We start from the raw sequence: 19557 nt of genomic DNA, 5'->3' as shown, positions 1-19557 counted from the left end.
CGCCCTGAGCCCGCATCATGACTCATAGCGCCCCCAGAAAATCGGTGAGCGGGCTGGAAGCCTGGGCCTGCACGCCGCGCGCCCCCAGGCCCGCCTCATAGGCGCTACGTCCTGCCTCACAGGCCAAAGCGAAGGCGCGGCCCATGGCGACCGGGTCACCGCTCACGGCAATGGCGGTGTTGACCAGCACGGCATCGGCGCCCAGCTCAAAGGCGGCGGCGGCGTGGCTCGGCGCACCTATGCCCGCATCCACCACCACAGGCACATTGGCCTGCTCGACGATGATGGAGAGAAACTCCCGGGTCACCAGCCCCTGATTGGAACCGATGGGGGCGCCCAGCGGCATCACGGCGGCGCACCCCACCTCTTCGAGCCGTTTGCAGAGCACGGGGTCGGCACCGCAGTAGGGCAGCACCACAAAGCCCTCTTTCACCAGCTGCTCGGCGGCTTTCAGCGTCTCGATGGGATCGGGCAAGAGGTAACGAGGATCGGGGTGGATCTCGAGCTTGAGCCAGTTCGTCCCCAGCGCCTCGCGGGCCAGGTGGGCGGCAAATACCGCCTCGGCGGCGGTCTTGGCCCCCGAGGTGTTGGGCAGCAGCTTGACCCCGAGTTTCAGGAGCGGGCTCAGGATATCGTCGTGGGCCTTGCCCGGTTCGAGCCGCTTGATGGCCATGGTGACCAGTTGGGAGCCACTTGCCTCGATGGCGGCGGCCATCAGTTCCGGGCGGGCAAACTTGCCAGTGCCGGTGAAGAGGCGCGAAGAGAAGGTGTGATCGGCAATCTTGAGCATGTCAGCCTCCGGCCACTGCGATAAGAAGAGATGAGGCCCCGCCGCAAGGCAGGGCGCTCGAAGATGGGACTGCGAGCATCATGGATCAGCCTCCCGCGATGGCGGTGAAGAGGTGGAGTTCATCCCCGTCATTGAGACGGGTCTCGGCCCAGCGGCCACGGGGCAACACGGCGCCGTTAAGGGCTACCGCCACCCCCTGTGGATTAACGTCTTGCGCCGCCAGCAGGTCGGCCACGCTCTGCCCTGCCGTCAGCGGCTGGGCTTTATCGTTGAGTCGAATGGTCAAGGTCATGGGGTGATCTCCTTACGCTGCCCGCAAACCGGGCAATCGGGGTCGGGGGCCAGAGTGAGGGTCTGCCACTGATGGGTCAAAGCATCGAAGCGGCGCAGTGTGCCGGCGACCGGGCTTGCCATCCCGAGCAGCAGTTTCAATGCCTCCAGCGCCTGCAAAGAGCCCATCACCCCGACCAGCGGGCCGGTGACGCCGCTGGTTTCGCAGCTCTGGCTCACCTTGGTATCCAGCGGATAGAGGCAGGCGTAACAGGCGTGCTCACTGCTGGTTCTCGCCATCAGCTGCCCCTGCCAACCCACTGCGGCGGCGGAGATCCAGGGCTTGCCCTGAGCCACGCAGGCGGCGTTGATGGCCTGGCGAGTGGCGAGGTTGTCGCAGCAGTCGATCACCAGATCCACCTCGGCCACAAACTCCGGCAGGCTGGCGGCATCGAGGCGCTGGTTGATGGCAATCAGCTCCACCAGCGGGTTGTGGGCGGCCAAGCGCTCGCGGGCCAGCTCCGCCTTGGAGTGGTTGACTGCCTCGCTATCGAACAGGATCTGGCGCGGCAGATTGCTGGAATCGACCGTATCGCCATCGGCCAGCCACAAGGTGCCCACCCCGGCCCCGGCCAGATAGAGGGCCAGCGGCGAGCCGAGCCCGCCGAGGCCCACGATCAGCACCGATTTATCCTTGAGCCGCGCCTGCCCCGCCTCGCCCACTTCCGCCAGCATCAGCTGACGACCGTATCGCAAATACTCAACATCAGAGAGCATGTTCTGCCTCCCGTATAACGGTGGCCGAGCGCGGCTCATCCCCTGCCCCCACGGCGGCGAGCAGCCGCTCGGTCGCCCCCTGCCAGTCGTCACTGGCGGTGATGGCCGAGACCAGCGCGATACTGCCGACCCCGCTTGCCTTGACTGCCGCCACCCGCTCCTCGCTGATGCCGCCGATGGCCACCGTCGGCCACTCCGCCATCAGGGCGCGGTAGCGATGCAGCCGCTCCAGCCCCTGCGGGCGAGACGGCATCGCCTTGGTGTTGGTCGGGAAGATATGACCCAGCGCCATATAGGAGGGGGCCAGCTCGCGCGCCCGCATCAGCTCGAAGTAGCCGTGGGTGGAGATGCCAAGGCGCAGCCCGGCCGCCTGAATGGCGGCGAGATCGGCTGTCTCCATGTCCTCCTGCCCCAGATGCACGCCCCAGGCGCCCGCCTCGATGGCCTGCTGCCAGTAGTCGTTGATAAAAAGCCGCGCCCCATGACGGCGACCAAGCTCAACCGCATCGCGAATGGCCGGTGCCACCTGAGCGGCTGGCAGATTCTTGATCCGCAGCTGGATGGTCTTGACCCCCTGCCCCAGCAGGCGGCGCAGCCACTTGACCGAATCCACCACCGGATAGAGGCCGAGGTTGTGTTCGGTCGGCGCGAAGGGGCCCTGCGGCAGGCGGGCACTGCTTGTCTCATACAATCCGAAGCGGCGATCGAGTGTTGAACCCGCCAGCACGGCGCGAGGGAAGTGGGCAAGATCGGCGGGCCAGCCGAGATGGGCGATGGGGCCCGGGCCTGCCCCCACTCCTTGCGCCGCCGCCAAGCCCTGTTGCAGGTAGGCGCGAGCGAGGGTGATGGCGTCCTCTACCGGATAATCCAGCGCCACCACCGCGGCGATGGCGCTGGCGTAGCAGCAACCGGTGCCGTGGCCGTGGCGGGTATCGAGGCGCGGCGCCGCCAGCCAGAATTCACGGGTCTCGTCCTGGTAGTAGTCCAGACACAGCTCACCGCTCCAGCCCAGATGGCCGCCCTTGACCAGCACGGCGCGGGCGCCCAGTTCACGCAGGCGGCGGGCGGCAAGGCGCACCAGCTCGGGGCTGCTGACCGGCAAGCCGGTCAGGGCTTCCAGCTCGGGGCCGTTGGGGGTGATCAAGGAGAGGCGCGGCAACAGCTGCTCGCGCACCGCCGCCAGCATATTGGGCTCCGCCATCGGGGTGCCGGTGCTGGCGATGGCCACCGGGTCGTAGACCACGAAGGGGGCCGGGGTGGCAGCCAGTCGACGGGCCAGCACTTCGACATGAAGCCGGGTCGGCAGCAGGCCGATCTTGATGGCGGCAGGCGGCAGATCGACGCCAAGGGCGTCGATCTGGGCGGTGAAGGTCTGCATCAGCACGGGGTCGACCATCTTCACCGCCACCGAGTTCTGGGCGGTAATGGCGGAGATGACCGAGCAGCCGTGCACGCCGAGGTCATGCATCGTGTGCAAGTCGGCCTGAATGCCGGCCCCGCCGCCGGAGTCGGACCCGGCGATGGTCCAGACCACGGGGCGGGCCTGCGTCACGGCGGACAGGTCGGCGGGGCTGACAGCCCCGCGCTCGCTGCTCACGCCTCCTCCCCTGCGGCCTGTTTCAGCGCCGCCGCCTGATGATAGATCTCGCCGCCGGTCTCCTTGAAGGTCTCCGCCATGCGGGCCATGCCGCTCTCCACCTGAGCCACCACCTGCTCCTGCTGGCCATCCATGCCGACCAGCTTGATCTCAACGGCCTCCAGCTTTGCTGCGTAGTCGCGCACGTCCTGAGTGATCTTCATGGAGCAGAACTTGGGCCCGCACATGGAGCAGAAGTGAGCCACCTTGCCGGACTCCTGCGGCAGGGTCTCGTCGTGGTAGGCGCGAGCGGTGTCGGGGTCGAGGGCCAGATTGAACTGATCCTCCCAGCGGAACTCGAAGCGCGCCTTGGACATGGCGTTGTCGCGGATCTGGGCACCCGGATGCCCCTTGGCCAGATCGGCAGCGTGAGCGGCGATCTTGTAAGTAATCAGCCCCTGCTTCACGTCCTCCTTGTTGGGCAGCCCCAGATGCTCCTTGGGGGTGACGTAGCAGAGCATGGCGCAGCCGTACCAGCCGATGAGCGCGGCGCCGATGCCGGAGGTAAAGTGATCGTAACCCGGCGCGATGTCGGTGGTGAGCGGGCCCAGCGTATAGAACGGCGCCTCGTGGCAGTGCTCCAGCTGCTCGGTCATGTTGCGCTCGATCATGTGCATCGGCACGTGACCCGGCCCCTCGATCATCACCTGCACGTCGTACTCCCACGCAATTTTGGTCAGCTCGCCAAGAGTGCGCAGCTCGGCGAACTGGGCTTCGTCGTTGGCGTCATAAACGGAGCCCGGACGCAGACCATCGCCCAGCGACAGGGCCACATCATAGGCGGCGCAGATCTCGCAGATTTCGCGGAAGTGCTGGTAGAGGAAGTTCTCCTTGTGGTGCGACAGGCACCACTTGGCCATAATGCTGCCGCCGCGCGACACGATGCCGGTGAGGCGCTTGGCTGTCATCGGCACGAAGCGCAACAGGACGCCAGCGTGGATGGTGAAGTAGTCCACCCCCTGCTCGGCCTGCTCCAGCAGGGTATCGCGGAACAGCTCCCAGGTGAGGTCTTCGGCGATGCCGTTGGTCTTCTCCAGCGCCTGATAGATGGGCACGGTACCGATGGGCACCGGGCTGTTGCGCAGGATCCACTCGCGGGTCTCGTGGATGTAGCGGCCGGTGGAGAGATCCATCACGGTGTCGGCGCCCCAGCGGGTCGACCAGACCAGCTTTTCGACTTCCTCTTCGATGCTGGAGGTGACCGCCGAGTTGCCGATGTTGGCGTTGATCTTCACCAGAAAATTGCGGCCGATGATCATCGGCTCCGCTTCCGGGTGGTTGATGTTGCTGGGGATGATGGCGCGACCGGCGGCCACTTCATCGCGCACGAATTCGGGGGTGATGTTCTGGGGCAAACGGGCACCAAAATCGTGGCCCGGATGCTGGGTGCGCAGCAGTTCGGAGCGCACCCGCTCGCGCCCCATGTTCTCGCGAATGGCGATAAATTCCATCTCGGGAGTGACGATACCAGCGCGGGCGTAGTGGAGCTGGGTGACCCGGCGGCCCGGCTTGGCACGGCGCGGCTTGGGCAGATGCTCGAAACGCAGGTGATCCAGCCCCTCGTCGGCCAGCCGCTCCTGAGTGAAGGTGGAGCTGAGCCCCGGCAGGGCGTCGGTGTCATCGCGCTCCAGCACCCAGTTCTCCCGCAGGCGCGGCAGGCCGCGGCGCACGTCGATAGCGACCCCCTCCTCCCCGTAACGGCCAGAGGTGTCGTAGACCGGCACCGGCTCGTTGGGCTCGAACCGGGGATCTTCCTTGGTGCCGCCGACGAAGGTGTCGGCCAGCTGGATCTCCCGCAGGGGAACACGAATATCGGCGCGGGAGCCTTCGATAAAGATGCGGCGGGAGTTGGGGTGAGCCATCCCCTTGAGGCTGTCGATAAAGGCCTGAGCGCTGGAGCGCTGCTCGCGGCGGCTGGATTTGGCGGTATCAGATACAGAAGTAGACATAGCAAAACTCACATTAACTGGTTGAAGTTATGGGTATTTGCTTGTCTGGAGTTCGAGGAGAAGATGAACTTGCGGCGGGGTGTGCTCGGGGGAGTGAGTCGGGCATGGATCTTCCCTGCTCTGCCATCCCGGTGTTTCCCTTACTCTGGAAACCCGGCGCCCTATGGACAACCGGACGGGACAGCCTCCCCCTCTGTGCGCCTAAACCATCGCGGGCGGTGCCCTTGATGGGTGGGGCTCTGCTCCTGCTGAGCGAGGGTTTGCCCCGGCGCGGTAACCCGCAAGTTACCCTTGTTTCCCTTCGCAGGTCTTAACCTGATCAGGTTCCACGGATCCCGAATTAACGGTCTCAGCTTAGCGTCGTTCGACGGTCAGCACTCCGACAAGATGGCGCCAGTATAAGTGGGGAAATGGAAAGCACAAGCCTTTAACAAGCCCGACCAGTGCAAACGAAAACCGGGCCAGAGGCCCGGTTCCATCACTACAACGCACTGCCGTTATTGATTGGCTGCTGGCGTCACGCTCAGGCTGACATTGCTGAAGCCAAGCCCGGAGAGCTCTTGCGCATCAAGCGGGATCTCCAGTCGCAAGCCCTGTTCTCCACCTCTCGCACTGAGAGCTCGAGGAGCCTTGCCATCCGCCGCGAGGGGCACGGGCGCACCGATTTCGATGTTGCCGGCAAACTGGCTCTCGGCGCTGAAATCACCGGTGATCCCCGCCCGCACCGGGCGCAGCACTCTGGCCAGGTTGTTCTGCATGGTAGACAGGCCGTTCTGCTGGATGGTCCAGTTCCAGTCCCACCACTTCACTTCACCCGGGATGTAACGCTTGTCCCACTGATAACGAATGCTGCTCGCCTTGTCCTTGTACGGCCCGATGACGAAGGTGTGGTTCCAGTTCGGGCGGTTGTCAGGATGGGTATACCAGGCATTGCCGCCCCAGCGCAGGAAGCCGCTCAGGGTCAGGTCATAGCTGACATCGGCCTTGAATTCATAGGGATAGGAGATGTCAGCCTTGTAGAGCTCGATCTTCACCGGGATCTTGGAGCGGGCTGGCACCGTCGGCCGCACGGATTGCGACAGGGAGGTGGTGGTAGAGCCCCCGTTCTGGGATGCCCAGGACTGGTTGGCCGCAATCTCGATGGAGAGTTCGGTTTCCCCTACCAGTGGCCACTTGAACTTGTTCTTGGTGGTCACCTTCTCGCTCAAGCCATAGGTATTGGTCTTGGACCAGTTGGTGGCGGTATCGTAACGCAGGGTGACATCATAGCCGGATTGCGGGGTGTCGCTGTCGTTGATCGCCCAGCCCACCACCGTCTTGACCAGCTGACGATCAGACTGGGTCACATCACCATGTTTGAAGCTGTCGGGGTCCAGGTTGTACGCAAAATTGCTGACCTTGATGGCCGTCTTCTCGCCACAACGATAACCCTCGCAACCGCCGTCATTGTTGCCACGGATCACCCAGCCGTCGCCATCACGGGTCACATCCATGTCTTCACCGACATATTGGCTGTGATTGCCGCCCACCCAGGCATAACCAAGATAATGCGCCAGATAGCTGGTTGGCTTGATGAAATTCGCGCTGTCGTGTACCAGTCGCCACTGCACGTCCACCTCGTCACCGTCTGGAATATCCAAGGCTGACAAGGTTGGTATTTCTCCGGTAACAGGATTGACCGGGTAACACCAGGTATTGGACGCCGAGCCAGGTTTAATTTCACCATTATAACCCGGTCCCATTATTACCCAACCATTGGCCAGACCACTTATTTGCCACTGCCCCATCATATTGACGATATTGCTTTTAACGCTCTGGGCTTCTTCTCGAGTAATAGGGCGATACTTGTCGCCACAGACCTCCTGACCCAGCGAGAACAGGCGTAACTGGTCTGGATAGACAGGCTCTGCCGCGTGAGCCTGTGCCATCAGCAGGCCGGATATGATCAATGACAAGCCAGTTATTTTTAGTTTTTGCATAGCAACCCCAATATATTGAACATTGACATACATTCACCAGCGCTTATATATCAGCAGGCGACATGTGAGTACGACAATATCAGTCACATTGGCTCCAATATGCGATCCAGACCACATTTCAATGCATGCACAATATTAACAAAATAATAAATTGAAGATCCCGAATATTAACAGAAATAATATCAGAGCGTTCACTTTATTATTTTATTCATCACTTAATCATTTTTTGAATATAGATAAAAAGATATTTCTAATTTAGCAAATATATATATTAAGTCATGGGATGACACGGCTCTTATTCTGGCTCATCTTCCGGATTGGCGATCAGGATCTCGGTCAGGCGGCCCTGTTCGTTACGACTGAGCACCAGCTTGCGGCCCGGTTGCAGGTCGGCCGGGCTGCCGTTCAACCAGCGGGTGTCGTCATCGAAGGCCAGCACGCCGAGCCCCTGCAGCCGCAGGGCGCGGCCCGTGACCGCCAGCAGGGAGGCTTCGGCCCGGCGCCACTGGCTGGTCGGCAAGAATCCGGCGATGGCGTCGGCCATGCCAATGCGCTCGGCGACTCCGTCACGACTGAGGATGGCCAGACGCATGCCGGGTCTGAGCTCATCGTTGCCTGCCACCCCGCTCAGCGCGGCGTTGCCGAGCTCGAGTTCGGCGCCCTGAAACTGCAAACGCAGGCCATCGTTGTGTTCCAGCTCCACCAGCCAGAGCTCGCCATCGGCGGCCAGAGCGCAGAGCGGCAGTGTCAGCAGCAGGAAGGAAGTGCGTGTCATAGCAAAGGGCCCATGGTCAAACCGTGCGAGGTTTAACTATGGACCCAGCGGTACCATTTTTCCGTCAGCGCCACGCTGGCCTGGCTCAGTCATCCTCGCGGCAGCGGCTCAGGCGCATGCCGTCAAACTTGCACTCCAGCTCCAGCCAGCGTCCTTCAAACGGGGCCAGGCTGTCGTCCGAGGTGACATAACCCCAGATCCGCCCCTGCTCCACCGGCCCTTCCAGATCCATCTCGTCATCCTCCTCCAGCTTCTCGACCTCCCGAATAAGCCGCAGCTCGCCCTCGACCACCCCTTCCAGGTCGACCCAGGTACCGCCAAGATCATCCTCGCTCAGCCCGTCCTTGAAACGGGTCTGCTCGTCGAGCACAAAGGGAATGCCGTTGACCATCAGCTGGCCCAGCTGCCAGGTGGTGCGGCCGGTCAATTTGAACTCCGCCGACTGCGCAGCGCCGAGTGGCAGCAAGATCAGCAGCAGGAGAGTGCAGAGAGACTTCTTCATCGGGGATCCTCGGGGTTACACTGCCACACAGGATGCCTTATCCGGTGTGAGATGACCGTGAAATGCCGGTCAAGACCAGGAGATCAAAGCATGAAAATACTGGTGGTGGAAGACAATCCCCAGGTCGCGGAAACCATCATGGATTATCTGGAGCTGGCGGGTCACCGGCTGGACTGCGCCTATCACGGCCAGGCCGCCCTGCAGCTGCTGGCCGAGCAGCGCTTCGATGTCATCATCATGGATGTCATGATGCCGCGCCTCGACGGCCTCAGCACGGTGGCTCGCCTGCGGGAGCAGGGGATCCCGACCCCCGTGCTGTTTCTCACCGCCCGCGACAGCCTGGACGACAAGCTGGCGGGCTTCAAGGCCGGCGGTGACGACTATCTGGTCAAACCGTTCGCCATGGAGGAGCTGGAAGTGCGGCTGCAGGCGCTGGCCCTGCGCGGTCCCCGCAGCGACATGGGAGCGCTGTGCGTGGGCGAGCTGACCCTGGATCCCGCCAGCGGCCGCGCTACCCGGGCCGGGGTCGAGCTCAAGCTCGGCAAGATCCCGTTCCAGATCCTCACCCTGCTGGCCCGCCGGGCCCCCGCCCTGGTTACCCGCCAGGAGGTGCTCGACACCGTCTGGGGCGACGAGGAGCCGGACTCCGATGCCCTGCGCAGCCACATCTATGCCCTGCGCAATGCCCTCGACAAGCCCTTCCACGCCCCCATGCTGGAAACCCTGCACGGCCAGGGTTATCGGCTGGTGACCCCATGATGAGCCGCCAGCGCTGCCTGACTTTGCCCGCAGGGAGGCCGTCATGAGCCTGCCCAGCCTGCGCCGTCGCCTGATCCTCACCCTGAGCGGCGCCGGCCTGCTGCTGCTGGTTATCATCAGCCTGCTGATGGTGGTGGCCGAGGACAAGATGGAGGAGCTCAGCCTGCGCCACTGGCTGGAGGCCGAGGTGACCCGCTACAGCGACGACTGGCTGCGGCTCGGCATGGCGGCCCCCGCCCCCAGCCCGCGCCAGTTTTCCAGCTACTGGACCGAGGCCGGCCGCCTGCCGGTCTGGCTCAGGCCCTACCAGAGCCCGGGCTTCTACGAACACGTGCTGGGGGACGAGGACAAGCACTTCCTGGTGCGGCCCCATCCGTCCGGTGAGGGGCTGCTCTACCTGGTGTTCAACGACGACGCCGATGACTACCTGGATCCCTACGAGGATCAGCTGCACCTGGCGACCCGGTTGATCGGGCTGGCCCTGCTGCTCGGCTGCATCGGCTTTGGCATCTGGCTGGTGCGCCACATCACCCGGCCGCTGCAGCGGCTGCAGCAGCGGGTCGCCCACCTCACCCCGGATCAGGCCGACTTCGTGCCCGACGCCCCCTGGCAGGAGCTCAGGGACATCGAGCGGGCGCTGCTGGTCGGCAAGCAGGAGGTGGCCGCCGTGTTTGCCCGCGAGCAGGAGTTCAGCCGCTTCGCCAGCCACGAGCTGCGCACCCCCAACATGGTGATCCAGGGCTCGGCCGCCCTGCTCGGCAAGGTGAGCGATCTGCCCGCACCCGCCGCCCGTGCCACCACCCGCATTCGCGCCGCCGCCGACGAGATGGCGCTGCTCACCGAGACCTTTCTGCTGCTGGGCCGCAAGGAGCCGGTGGAGCGCCCACCTCAGCAAGTAGCGCCGCTCATTCGCCAGGAGCTGGCCCGCCTCGCCCCGCTGCTGCAGCGAGAGGAGCTGGATATCCGGTTGCAGCTGGACGATGAGAGCGAGGCGCTGGCCCCCCTCTCCCTGCTCGCCATTGCGCTCGGCAACCTGCTGAAGAACGCCCTCAGCTACGCCGAGGGGCACATCGACATCGAGCTGGCCGGCCCCGTGCTCACCATCAGCAACCCCACCGCCGCCGCGCCGGATCAGATCCTCGGTTACGGCTGCGGCCTCACCATCATCCAGCGCATCTGCGAGAAGCTGGGCTGGCAGATAGACACCCGGCTGGAGGACGGCATCTTCAGCGCCAGACTGGCGATGCGGGAGTAACAATGAACAAGGCGCCCGAGGGCGCCTTGTTCATTGTTTCCGCCACCAAAACCGGCCAGGAGGCCGGTTTTGCATTCAGGCCGCGCTCTTGCTGACAGACACCACCTGTGGACGACCCTGCAGGCGATCCCAGAGGGCCGCCAGCAGCAGGGCACACAGCGAGGGCGGCAGCCAGGCCAGTCCCTGCTCGTTCAGAGGCAGGGCGAGGCTCCAGCCAGGCAGCAGGCCGGCCAGAGCCGAGGCCTTGAGCCCGTCGATCAGGCCGAACAGCAGGCTGATCAGCATGACAGGCCCCACTACCCGGGTGCCGTTGCACCACCAGCGCAGGGTGAAGCTCAGCACTACCAGCACGATGCAGGGGGGATAGATGGCGGTCAGCACCGGCACCGAGAGCTGGATCAGGTGGCTCAGCCCCAGGTTCGAAACCAGCATGGAGAAGCCGCCCAGCAGCAACACCAGGGTGCGGTAGGAGAGCGGCAGGTACTGGGCGAAGAACTCGGCGCAGGCGCAGGTCAGGCCGACGGCCGTCACCAGACAGGCGATGAAGATGAGCAGCGCCAGGAAGCCGCTGCCCATGCTGCCGAAGGTGTGCTGGACGTAGGCGTGCAGGATCTCGGCGCCATTCTGGGCGTGGGGCACCAGCTCACCGCTCACCGAGCCCAAGCGGAACAGGCTGAGGTAGACCAGCGTCAAGCCCATCCCGGCGATAAGGCCGGCCAGTACGGTATAACGGGTCAGCAACTTGGCGCTCCTCACCCCGCGCGAGCGGGCCGCATTGACGATGACGATACCAAACACCATGGCACCCAGCGTATCCATGGTGAGGTAGCCATTGACGAAACCGTTGGAGAAAGGCTGATGCTGGTAGCTTTCGACGGCAGGGATGGCAGAACCGGCGGGCCACAGCAGAACGGCGAGGCCCAGCACCGCCAGCGCCAGGATCTTGATCGGCGCCAGCACGTGACCCACGGTGTCGAGCAGCCGGCCTGGATAGAGGGAGATGCCGATCACCAGGCTGAAGTAGACCAGGCTGTAGATCAGCAGGGCCGAACCGTCGTTGCCAAACAGCGGCGCCAGCCCCACCTCGTAGGAGACGGTCGCCGTACGCGGGGTGGCAAACAGCGGCCCCACGGCCAGATAGCAGACGGTGGCGAGCAGCAGCCCGGCCTTGCGGCCGATGGGCGCACTCAGGGCATCCACACCGCCCCCGACCTTGGCCAGCGCCACCACGGTGAGCACCGGCAGGCCGACTGCCGTCAGCAGGAAGCCAGCGGCGGCGCCCCACACCTGCTCGCCGGCCTGCAACCCCACCATGGGCGGGAAGATGATGTTGCCGGCACCGACGAAGAGCGCGAAGGTCATGAAGCCCAACGCGACTATGTCTCTGGATGTTAATTTTTGGTTATTCATGCTGCGTAATCTGCCTATGACAATGTCAAATCATGGCGGAAGTCGGCACGAATGGTTTATTCGTGCAAAAAATCCGCAGATAGTTTTATTAAATTTTTATGTTTCGCGGCCTGCGAAGGGCGACAAGTAGAGCGTTTGTGCCACCTGGAGGCAAGTGCGGCATGGCAATCCAGTCATTTCATCCGGAAAAAAATTAAGCCATGGTGTTTGATATTGGTGCGGTGCAATTTTGCAACAGATGATAATGCCACGATCGGCGTCATTTGTTGCCTTCCTTGCCGTTCGCCATACCTGTTGCTTCAAGCCCCCTGCTGACCGCCCACCCGAGCGATGAGCCCAAAAACAACAGGGCGCCCGAAGGCGCCCTGTGTGATGGAATGGCGGCAAGCCCGGCGTCACTCCGCCGGCTTGTGCTTGCGACTCGCCTTGAGCTCGAGAAACTCGATGATCTTGCCGGCCACGTCCTTGCCGGAGGCCGCTTCCACCCCTTGCAGACCGGGGGAGGAGTTGACCTCCAGCACCAGCGGACCGCGGGCACTGCGCAGGATATCCACCCCGGCCACGTCCAGCCCCATGATCTTGGCGGCCTGCACCGCGGTGGCCCGCTCTTCCGGGCTTATCTTGATCGCCTCGGCGGTGCCGCCCCGATGCAGGTTGGAGCGGAACTCCCCCGGCTGGGCCTGGCGGCGCATGGCGGCCACCACTTTGCCGTTGACCACCAGACAGCGGATGTCGGCGCCGTTGGCCTCGCGGATGTACTCCTGCACTAGGATGTTGTTGTTGGTCTGGATGAAGGCCTCGATCACGCTCTCGGCGGCCTTCTGGGTCTCGCACAACACCACGCCGATCCCCTGGGTTCCCTCCAGCAGCTTCACCACCAGCGGCGCGCCGCCCACCATGGTGATGAGGTCGGGCACATCGTGGGTACTGTGGGCATAGCCGGTCACCGGCAGGCCAATGCCGTGGCGGGAGAGCAGCTGCATGGCCCGCAACTTGTCGCGGGAGCGGGAGATGGCCACCGAGCTGTTGAGCGCCATAGTGTTCATCATCTCGAATTGGCGCAGCACGGCGGTGCCGTAGAAGGTGATGCTGGCCCCGATGCGCGGGATCACCGCATCATAGCTCTCCAGTTCCCGTCCTTCGTAGTGGATGGAGGGGTTGTGGGAGGCGATGTTCATGTAACAGCGCAGGGTGTCGAGCACCTCGACCTGATGACCGCGCGCCTGCGCCACCTCGACCAGACGGCGGGTGGAGTAGTTTTTCGGCTCACGGGATAAAATGGCGATCTTCATGACAATTCCGCTAGAAGGCAGTGCCTGGGCAGGATGGGGCGGGAGAGTATAAGGTGCCACAGCGCCAAGACAACGCCAATTGTTTCTCCTGACAACAAGACAAACCACACAGAAACCTGCGCTGCCATCCCGCTGTCACCAGATTGTCAAACGGCGGCACCAGACTGGTCTGTCCCCCAGTACAGGATGCCGCCGTCGTTCATCCAGAATCAATCGGGACTGACCCGGTTGCCACCCCTTTAATGCAGGTTCGGCCCCAGCCAGCGCTCGGCTTCGGCCAGCGTCATCCCCTTGCGCATGGCGTAGTCTTCCACCTGATCCTGCTGGATCTGCGCCACCGCGAAGTACTTGCTGTCGGGATGAGAGAAGTACCAGCCCGACACCGCCGCCCCCGGCCACATGGCGTAGGACTCGGTGAGCTTCATGCCGATGGCCTGCTCCACGTCCAGCAGCTCCCAGATGCTGCCCTTCTCGGTGTGCTCCGGGCAGGCCGGGTAACCCGGCGCCGGACGTATCCCCTGGTAATTTTCACGAATAAGCTCTTCGTTGCTGAGCGCCTCGTCCGGGGCATAGCCCCAGTGCACTTTGCGCACCTGCTCGTGCAGGTACTCGGCGAAGGCCTCGGCGAGGCGATCGCACACCGCCTGAATGAGGATGGCGTTGTAGTCGTCGTGATCCGCCTTGTAGGCCTTGGCGATAGCCTCCTCGCCGATGCCGCCGGTCACCGCGAAGGCGCCGATCCAGTCGGGCTTGCCGCTCTCCTTCGGCGCCACATAGTCTGCCAGACAGTAGTTGGGGAAGCCCTGCTTCTCGCTCTGCTGACGCAGATGGTGCAGCACCTTGCGCACCTCGCTGCGCGACTCGTCGGTGTAGACCTCGATGCTGTCGCCCACTGCGTTGGCGGGGAACAGGCCTATGATACCGGCGCAGCGCACGCTCCGATCTTGCTCCAGCTGATCCAGCATGGCGTTGGCATCGGCGTAGAGGCGTGTTGCCTCCTCCCCCACCACCTCATCTTCCAGGATGCGGGGGAACTTGCCCGCCAGCTCCCAGCTCAGGAAAAACGGCGTCCAGTCGATGTAGGGGCGCAGCACCGAGACCGGCACATCATCGAAGGTCTGCACGCCGGGTTCCCGGGGCTTGGGTGGCTGATAGCCGACCCAGTCCAGCTGATGGCGGTTGGCACGGGCGTGGGCCAGACTGACCGGCTTGGAGCGTGGCTGCTTGCGGGCGTGCTGCTCGCGGGCAATCTCATACTCCTTGTCGATGCGGGCCACAAAGGCGGGCTTGAGCTCCGGGCTCAGCAGACTCTGGGCCACCCCCACCGCGCGCGACGCGTTGGAGACATAGACCACGGGTTCGGAGTAGTTCTGCTCGATCTTCACCGCGGTGTGGGCCTTGGAGGTGGTGGCGCCGCCGATGAGCAGCGGCAGTTTGAAGCCTTGGCGCTCCATCTCTTTGGCCACGTGCACCATCTCGTCCAGGGACGGGGTGATCAGGCCCGACAGGCCGATGATGTCGGCATTGACCTCCCGCGCCGTCTTGAGGATCGTCTCGCAAGAGACCATCACCCCGAGGTCGACGATCTCATAGTTGTTGCACTGCAGCACCACCCCGACGATGTTCTTGCCGATGTCGTGCACGTCCCCCTTCACGGTGGCCATCACGATTTTGCCGTTGCTGGAACCGCCGGACTTCTCGGCCTCGATATAGGGCTGCAGGTAGGCGACTGCCCGCTTCATCACCCGCGCCGACTTCACCACCTGGGGCAGGAACATCTTGCCGGCGCCGAACAGATCGCCTACCACGTTCATGCCGTCCATCAGCGGCCCTTCGATCACGTGCAGCGGCTTCTCGGCCTGGCTGCGCGCCTCCTCGGTATCCTCCTCGATGAAATCGGTGATCCCCTTGACCAGCGCGTGCTCCAGCCGCTTGCCCACCGGCCAGCTGCGCCACGCCTGATCCCGTGGCTCCTCGGCCTGGGCACCACCACCGCGATAGCGCTCGGCGATGGCCAGCAGCGCCTCGGTGGCGTCCGGATTGAGGTTCAGCACCACCGCCTCGACCTTCTCTTTCAGATCGCTCGGGATGTCTTCGTAGATGGCGAGCTGACCGGCGTTGACGATGCCCATGTCCATACCGTTCTGGATGGCGTGATAGAGGAACACCGCGTGGATCGCCTCGCGCACCGGCTCGTTGCCACGAAACGAAAACGAGACGTTGGAGACGCCGCCGGAGATCATGGCGTGGGGCAGGTTCTGCTTGATGTCCTTCACCGCGTCGATGAAGTCCACCGCATAGTTGTTGTGCTCGTCGATGCCGGTCGCCACCGCGAAGATGTTGGGGTCGAAGATGATGTCTTCCGGCGGGAAGCCCACCCGCTCCACCAGAATGCGGTAGGCGCGCTTGCAGATCTCGAACTTGCGGGCACGGGTATCGGCCTGGCCCACCTCGTCGAACGCCATCACGATGACGGCGGCGCCGTAGCGGCGCAGCAATCTGGCCTGCTGGATGAATTTCTCCTCCCCCTCCTTCATGGAAATGGAGTTGACCACCGGCTTGCCCTGCACACACTTGAGGCCGGCTTCCAGCACCTCCCACTTGGAGGAGTCGATCATCACCGGCACCCGGGCGATGTCCGGTTCCCCGGCGATGAGGTTCAGGAAGCGCACCATGGCCGCCTCGGCATCCAGCATCCCCTCATCCATGTTGATGTCGATGATCTGGGCGCCGCTCTCTACCTGCTGCTTGGCGACGTCGAGGGCCTCGTCGTAGAGCCCCTCCTTGATCAGCCGCTTGAACTTGGCCGAACCGGTGACATTGGTGCGCTCCCCCACGTTCACTGAACATGGATTCGGGGGTGATGATGAGGGGCTCGAGGCCCGACAGGCGGCAGGCTACCGGCAGATCCGGCAGGACGCGCGGCTTGATGCCCGCCACGGCGTCCGCCATGGCGCGAATATGGGTCGGGGTGGTGCCGCAGCAGCCGCCGACCAGATTGAGAAAGCCGCTTTGGGCCCACTCGCGGATATGCTCGGCCATCTCGATGGCATCGAGGTCGTACTCGCCAAACGCGTTGGGCAGGCCCGCGTTGGGGTGGGCGCTGACATGGGTCTCGCTGATGCGCGACAGCTCCTCCACGTACTGGCGCAGCTCATCCGGCCCCAGCGCGCAGTTGAGACCGAAGGAGACCGGTTTGACGTGGCGCAGCGAATGGTAGAAGGCTTCGGTGGTCTGGCCGGAGAGGGTACGGCCGGAGGCATCCGTGATGGTGCCCGAGATCATCACCGGCAGGCTGTAGCCCAGCTCCTCGAACACCAGGTCCACCGCGAAGGCGGCCGCCTTGGCGTTGAGGGTGTCGAAGATGGTCTCGATCAGGATGATGTCGGCACCGCCCTCGATCAGGGCGTGGGTCGATTCGGTGTAGGCGGCCACCAGCTGGTCATAGGTGACGTTGCGCTTGCCCGGATCGTTCACGTCCGGCGAGATGGAGGCGGTACGGTTGGTGGGACCCAGCACCCCGGCCACAAAGCGCGGCTTTGCTGGATCTTTTGCCGTCCACTCGTCGGCCACCGCGCGCGCCAGCCGGGCAGCCTCCCGGTTGATCTCGGCCGAGAACTCTTCCATCTCGTAGTCGGCCATGGCGATGCGGGTCGCGTTGAAGGTGTTGGTCTCGAGGATGTCGGCGCCGGCGGCGCAGTACTGCTCGTGGATCTCGCGAATCACGGCGGGACGGGTCAGCACCAGCAGGTCATTGTTGCCCTTGATGTCGGTGTGCCAGTCGGCGAAGCGCGCGCCGCGATAATCGGCCTCACCGAGCTTGTAGCCCTGGATCATGGTGCCCATGGCGCCATCGATGATCAGGATCCGCTCCTTGAGACAGGCTTCCAGTTTGTTTGTCACATCCGACTTTTTGTTCGACACCGCTCGTTCCTCTTACATCCATGCAACTGCGTAAACAGCATCCTAGCAGCAAACAAATCAAATGGAAATCTAGCCGTCTATCTGTCTATATCAGCGACCTATATACTCATAAATAGGTAATGAGTAACATGTGACCCAAGAGTACCCTATGCCCGTCCTCAATAGGGATACGTGCTTGCTGTTTACTAAAGAGAAAAATAACTATGAGCGTCTACTACACACTCTGCTTCCTGGCAGCGTTGGCGATCTTTATCGCCTTTGCCAATCAGTATGTTGTGAAGATCCAGACCACCATCGCCATCACCGCGGGCTCCATGCTGATCTCCGCGCTGCTGGTGCTGTTCGGTAAGCTGGGCTGGTTCAATCTGGAACCCCTGGCCGTCAAGACCATGGAGAGCATCGACTTCCAGAATTTCCTGCTGAAGGGGATCCTGGGCTTTCTGCTGTTCGCCGGTGGTCTCGGGATCAATCTGAAAGCCCTGCGCAGCCAGAAGTGGGAGATCACCATTCTCTCCATCGTGGCGACCCTGCTCTCCACCTTCATGGTCGGCTACGGCTTCTGGTTCATCGCCAAGCTGCTGGGCTGGGAACTGCCGCTGGTCTATTGCATGCTGTTCGGTGCCCTGATCTCACCCACCGACCCCATCGCCGTACTGGCCATCGTCAAGAAAATGAAGGCGCCGCCCCAGATCGCCATCCAGATCGAAGGGGAGTCGCTGTTCAACGACGGTGTCGGCCTGGTGATCTTCGCCACCGTGTTCGCCGTGGCGTTCGGCGGCGTCGAGCCCACCTTCGGCAGCGTGGCCGGCCTGTTCCTGCATGAGGCCCTCGGCGGCATCCTGTTCGGCGCCGTGCTGGGTCTCATCGCCCACGTGATGATCAGCGCCACCGACGACGGTTCGCTGGAGCTGCTGCTGACCCTCTGCATCCCCACCGCCGGCTTCGCCTTCGCCAACATGATCGGTGTCTCCGGCGCTCTGGCCATGGTGGTGACCGGCATCATGATCGGCAACTGGACCCGTCATTCCGGCTTCTCCGAGCAGAGCAGCCATCACCTGGATCACTTCTGGGAGTTGATGGACCAGTTCCTCAACGCCCTGCTGTTCCTGCTGATCGGTCTGGCGCTGGTGCTGCTGGATCTGGCCTGGCGTGACTGGATCCTGCTGGTCATCGCGGTGCCGCTCTGCCTCGCCGCCCGCTTCATCAGCGTGTCGTTGCCCTACATGGCCTTCCGCCGCTATCGCAGCTACAACAAGTTCTCGGTGCGGATCCTCACCTGGGGCGGTCTGCGCGGCGGCCTGGCCATGGCCATGGCGCTGGCGCTCCCCTCCGGCGTCATGATGCTGCCGGAGTATGGCGTCGATCTGCGGGAAGTGATCCTGGTGATGACCTACTCGGTGGTGATGTTCTCCATCGTGGTACAAGGCATGACCATCACCCCGATGATCACCGCCGCCAAGAAGGCCAGCGGCGACTACTGAGTCGCCGGCTGACGTCATCTGGTGATGAAAAAGGGCTCCCTTGGGAGCCCTTTTTGTGGCCACCAAACGGCCATAAAAGAAAAACTGCAAATTATTGTTTGCTTTTTACTCATGTCGAGGCGAGAATGCGCGTCGGCTAGTTAATCAGCCCTGTTTATGTTTGCCCTGCAATGCTTCACCTCACGATGAATCCTGCCAGTACCCGCATAACCTTCTTCTGATTTACTCGCCTTGAGAACCGTCAGGCTGTCTGCCTGCGTTGCCCGGCTCTCACGGTGCAGACCCGATCTGCCCACCCAATTTGATTTATGCATCAGCATATTCCTTGAAAGTGCAGACGCCCCTTAACCGGGCTGGGTATTCCTGCGCGCTTGTCGTTCACCCAATCGACCGCGCCCATTGACCTGACATTTGCCAATACAAGGAGCAAAAACCTAATTTATATAGAGAAATACCATGATGAAAGCAGTACAAACACACAAGCCCCTGCGTCGCAGCAAACCCATCAACCTGCCTGTGCAAGAGCACGACAATGATGCGTTTCTGATCCAGTTCAGCACCCGCTTCAGCGGCGGTTTCGCCATCTCCTGTGATGGTATCGCTGGCGAGTTCTCCATCGAAGACCTCAACTGATCCTGCCTGCCCAACGGCAGCGCCCGATGCAGACAGGCCGCAACTCACGGCGGCCTCTTTGTCTCACTCCCGCAAATGTTTTAGGCATCGCCTAGCCAGCACTCTTGGCCGGCAAGCCCCATACT

The 19557-nt window shown here is 62.9% G+C and carries 14 protein-coding genes, 1 pseudogene and 1 riboswitch; of the genes and pseudogenes, 4 read left to right on the top strand and 11 right to left on the bottom strand.

What is annotated here, in order from left to right; translation table 11 throughout:
* Window positions 1-22: 22 nt before the first annotated feature.
* From ACPDZI_RS01550 to ACPDZI_RS01515, 8 genes are all read right to left on the bottom strand, one after another.
* Window positions 23-790, bottom strand: a complete 768-nt coding sequence (locus ACPDZI_RS01550) for a thiazole synthase (RefSeq protein ID WP_438833889.1) — start codon at window positions 788-790, stop codon at window positions 23-25.
* A gap of 85 nt (window positions 791-875) precedes the next feature.
* Entirely contained in the window at window positions 876-1082 is a 207-nt protein-coding gene (gene thiS, locus ACPDZI_RS01545) for a sulfur carrier protein ThiS (protein ID WP_069555221.1), read from the bottom strand.
* The gene (locus ACPDZI_RS01540; RefSeq protein ID WP_438833888.1) at window positions 1079-1837 is read right to left on the bottom strand and encodes a HesA/MoeB/ThiF family protein; all 759 of its coding nucleotides are present in this window, start codon (window positions 1835-1837) and stop codon (window positions 1079-1081) included. The genes thiS and ACPDZI_RS01540 overlap by 4 nt, the downstream gene beginning before the upstream one ends.
* On the bottom strand, window positions 1827-3434 hold the full coding sequence (thiE, locus tag ACPDZI_RS01535; RefSeq protein WP_438833887.1) for a thiamine phosphate synthase: 1608 nt from the start codon (window positions 3432-3434) through the stop codon (window positions 1827-1829). Before thiE ends, ACPDZI_RS01540 begins: the two co-directional genes overlap by 11 nt.
* Window positions 3431-5422, bottom strand: a complete 1992-nt coding sequence (gene thiC, locus ACPDZI_RS01530; protein ID WP_438833886.1) for a phosphomethylpyrimidine synthase ThiC — start codon at window positions 5420-5422, stop codon at window positions 3431-3433. Before thiC ends, thiE begins: the two co-directional genes overlap by 4 nt.
* Window positions 5423-5700: 278 nt before the next feature.
* Window positions 5701-5814, bottom strand: a riboswitch (TPP riboswitch).
* Window positions 5815-5919: 105 nt separating this feature from the next.
* Complete coding sequence (gene aerA, locus ACPDZI_RS01525; protein ID WP_207137681.1) at window positions 5920-7401, bottom strand: beta-barrel pore-forming toxin aerolysin; 1482 nt, start codon at window positions 7399-7401, stop codon at window positions 5920-5922.
* Between the two features lie 295 nt (window positions 7402-7696).
* Window positions 7697-8176 (bottom strand): hypothetical protein, encoded by a 480-nt coding sequence (locus ACPDZI_RS01520; protein ID WP_438833885.1) that lies wholly within the window; start codon window positions 8174-8176, stop codon window positions 7697-7699.
* A gap of 85 nt (window positions 8177-8261) precedes the next feature.
* Entirely contained in the window at window positions 8262-8678 is a 417-nt protein-coding gene (locus ACPDZI_RS01515) for a hypothetical protein (protein ID WP_039212931.1), read from the bottom strand.
* Window positions 8679-8768: 90 nt separating this feature from the next.
* On the opposite strand from ACPDZI_RS01515, the gene ACPDZI_RS01510 reads away from it, so the two are divergent.
* Both ACPDZI_RS01510 and ACPDZI_RS01505 read left to right on the top strand, forming a co-directional pair.
* Complete coding sequence (locus ACPDZI_RS01510; protein ID WP_263680732.1) at window positions 8769-9437, top strand: response regulator transcription factor; 669 nt, start codon at window positions 8769-8771, stop codon at window positions 9435-9437.
* 43 nt (window positions 9438-9480) lie between these two features.
* Window positions 9481-10692, top strand: a complete 1212-nt coding sequence (locus ACPDZI_RS01505; RefSeq protein ID WP_263680731.1) for a sensor histidine kinase — start codon at window positions 9481-9483, stop codon at window positions 10690-10692.
* Window positions 10693-10767: 75 nt separating this feature from the next.
* Here the strand turns inward: ACPDZI_RS01505 and brnQ are convergent, their stop codons facing one another.
* The 3 genes and pseudogenes from brnQ to metH all read right to left on the bottom strand — a co-directional run bounded on the left by brnQ (window position 10768) and on the right by metH (window position 17318).
* On the bottom strand, window positions 10768-12102 hold the full coding sequence (gene brnQ, locus ACPDZI_RS01500; protein ID WP_263680730.1) for a branched-chain amino acid transport system II carrier protein: 1335 nt from the start codon (window positions 12100-12102) through the stop codon (window positions 10768-10770).
* Between the two features lie 395 nt (window positions 12103-12497).
* Window positions 12498-13394, bottom strand: a complete 897-nt coding sequence (rimK, locus tag ACPDZI_RS01495; protein ID WP_005308166.1) for a 30S ribosomal protein S6--L-glutamate ligase — start codon at window positions 13392-13394, stop codon at window positions 12498-12500.
* A gap of 239 nt (window positions 13395-13633) precedes the next feature.
* Window positions 13634-17318: pseudogene (gene metH / locus ACPDZI_RS01490) on the bottom strand (methionine synthase).
* Window positions 17319-17521: 203 nt separating this feature from the next.
* On the opposite strand from metH, the gene ACPDZI_RS01485 reads away from it, so the two are divergent.
* Entirely contained in the window at window positions 17522-18799 is a 1278-nt protein-coding gene (locus tag ACPDZI_RS01485; protein WP_076361663.1) for a cation:proton antiporter, read from the top strand.
* Window positions 18800-19255: 456 nt separating this feature from the next.
* Window positions 19256-19432, top strand: coding sequence for a hypothetical protein (locus ACPDZI_RS01480; protein WP_005340085.1), 177 nt, complete (start codon window positions 19256-19258; stop codon window positions 19430-19432).
* Window positions 19433-19557 lie beyond the last annotated feature (125 nt).

Origin of the sequence: Aeromonas oralensis (assembly GCF_049665575.1) — a bacterium.
In the GTDB taxonomy this organism is placed as follows: Bacteria; Pseudomonadota; Gammaproteobacteria; order Enterobacterales; family Aeromonadaceae; genus Aeromonas; species Aeromonas hydrophila.
This window is presented reverse-complemented; position numbering and strand designations above follow the sequence as displayed.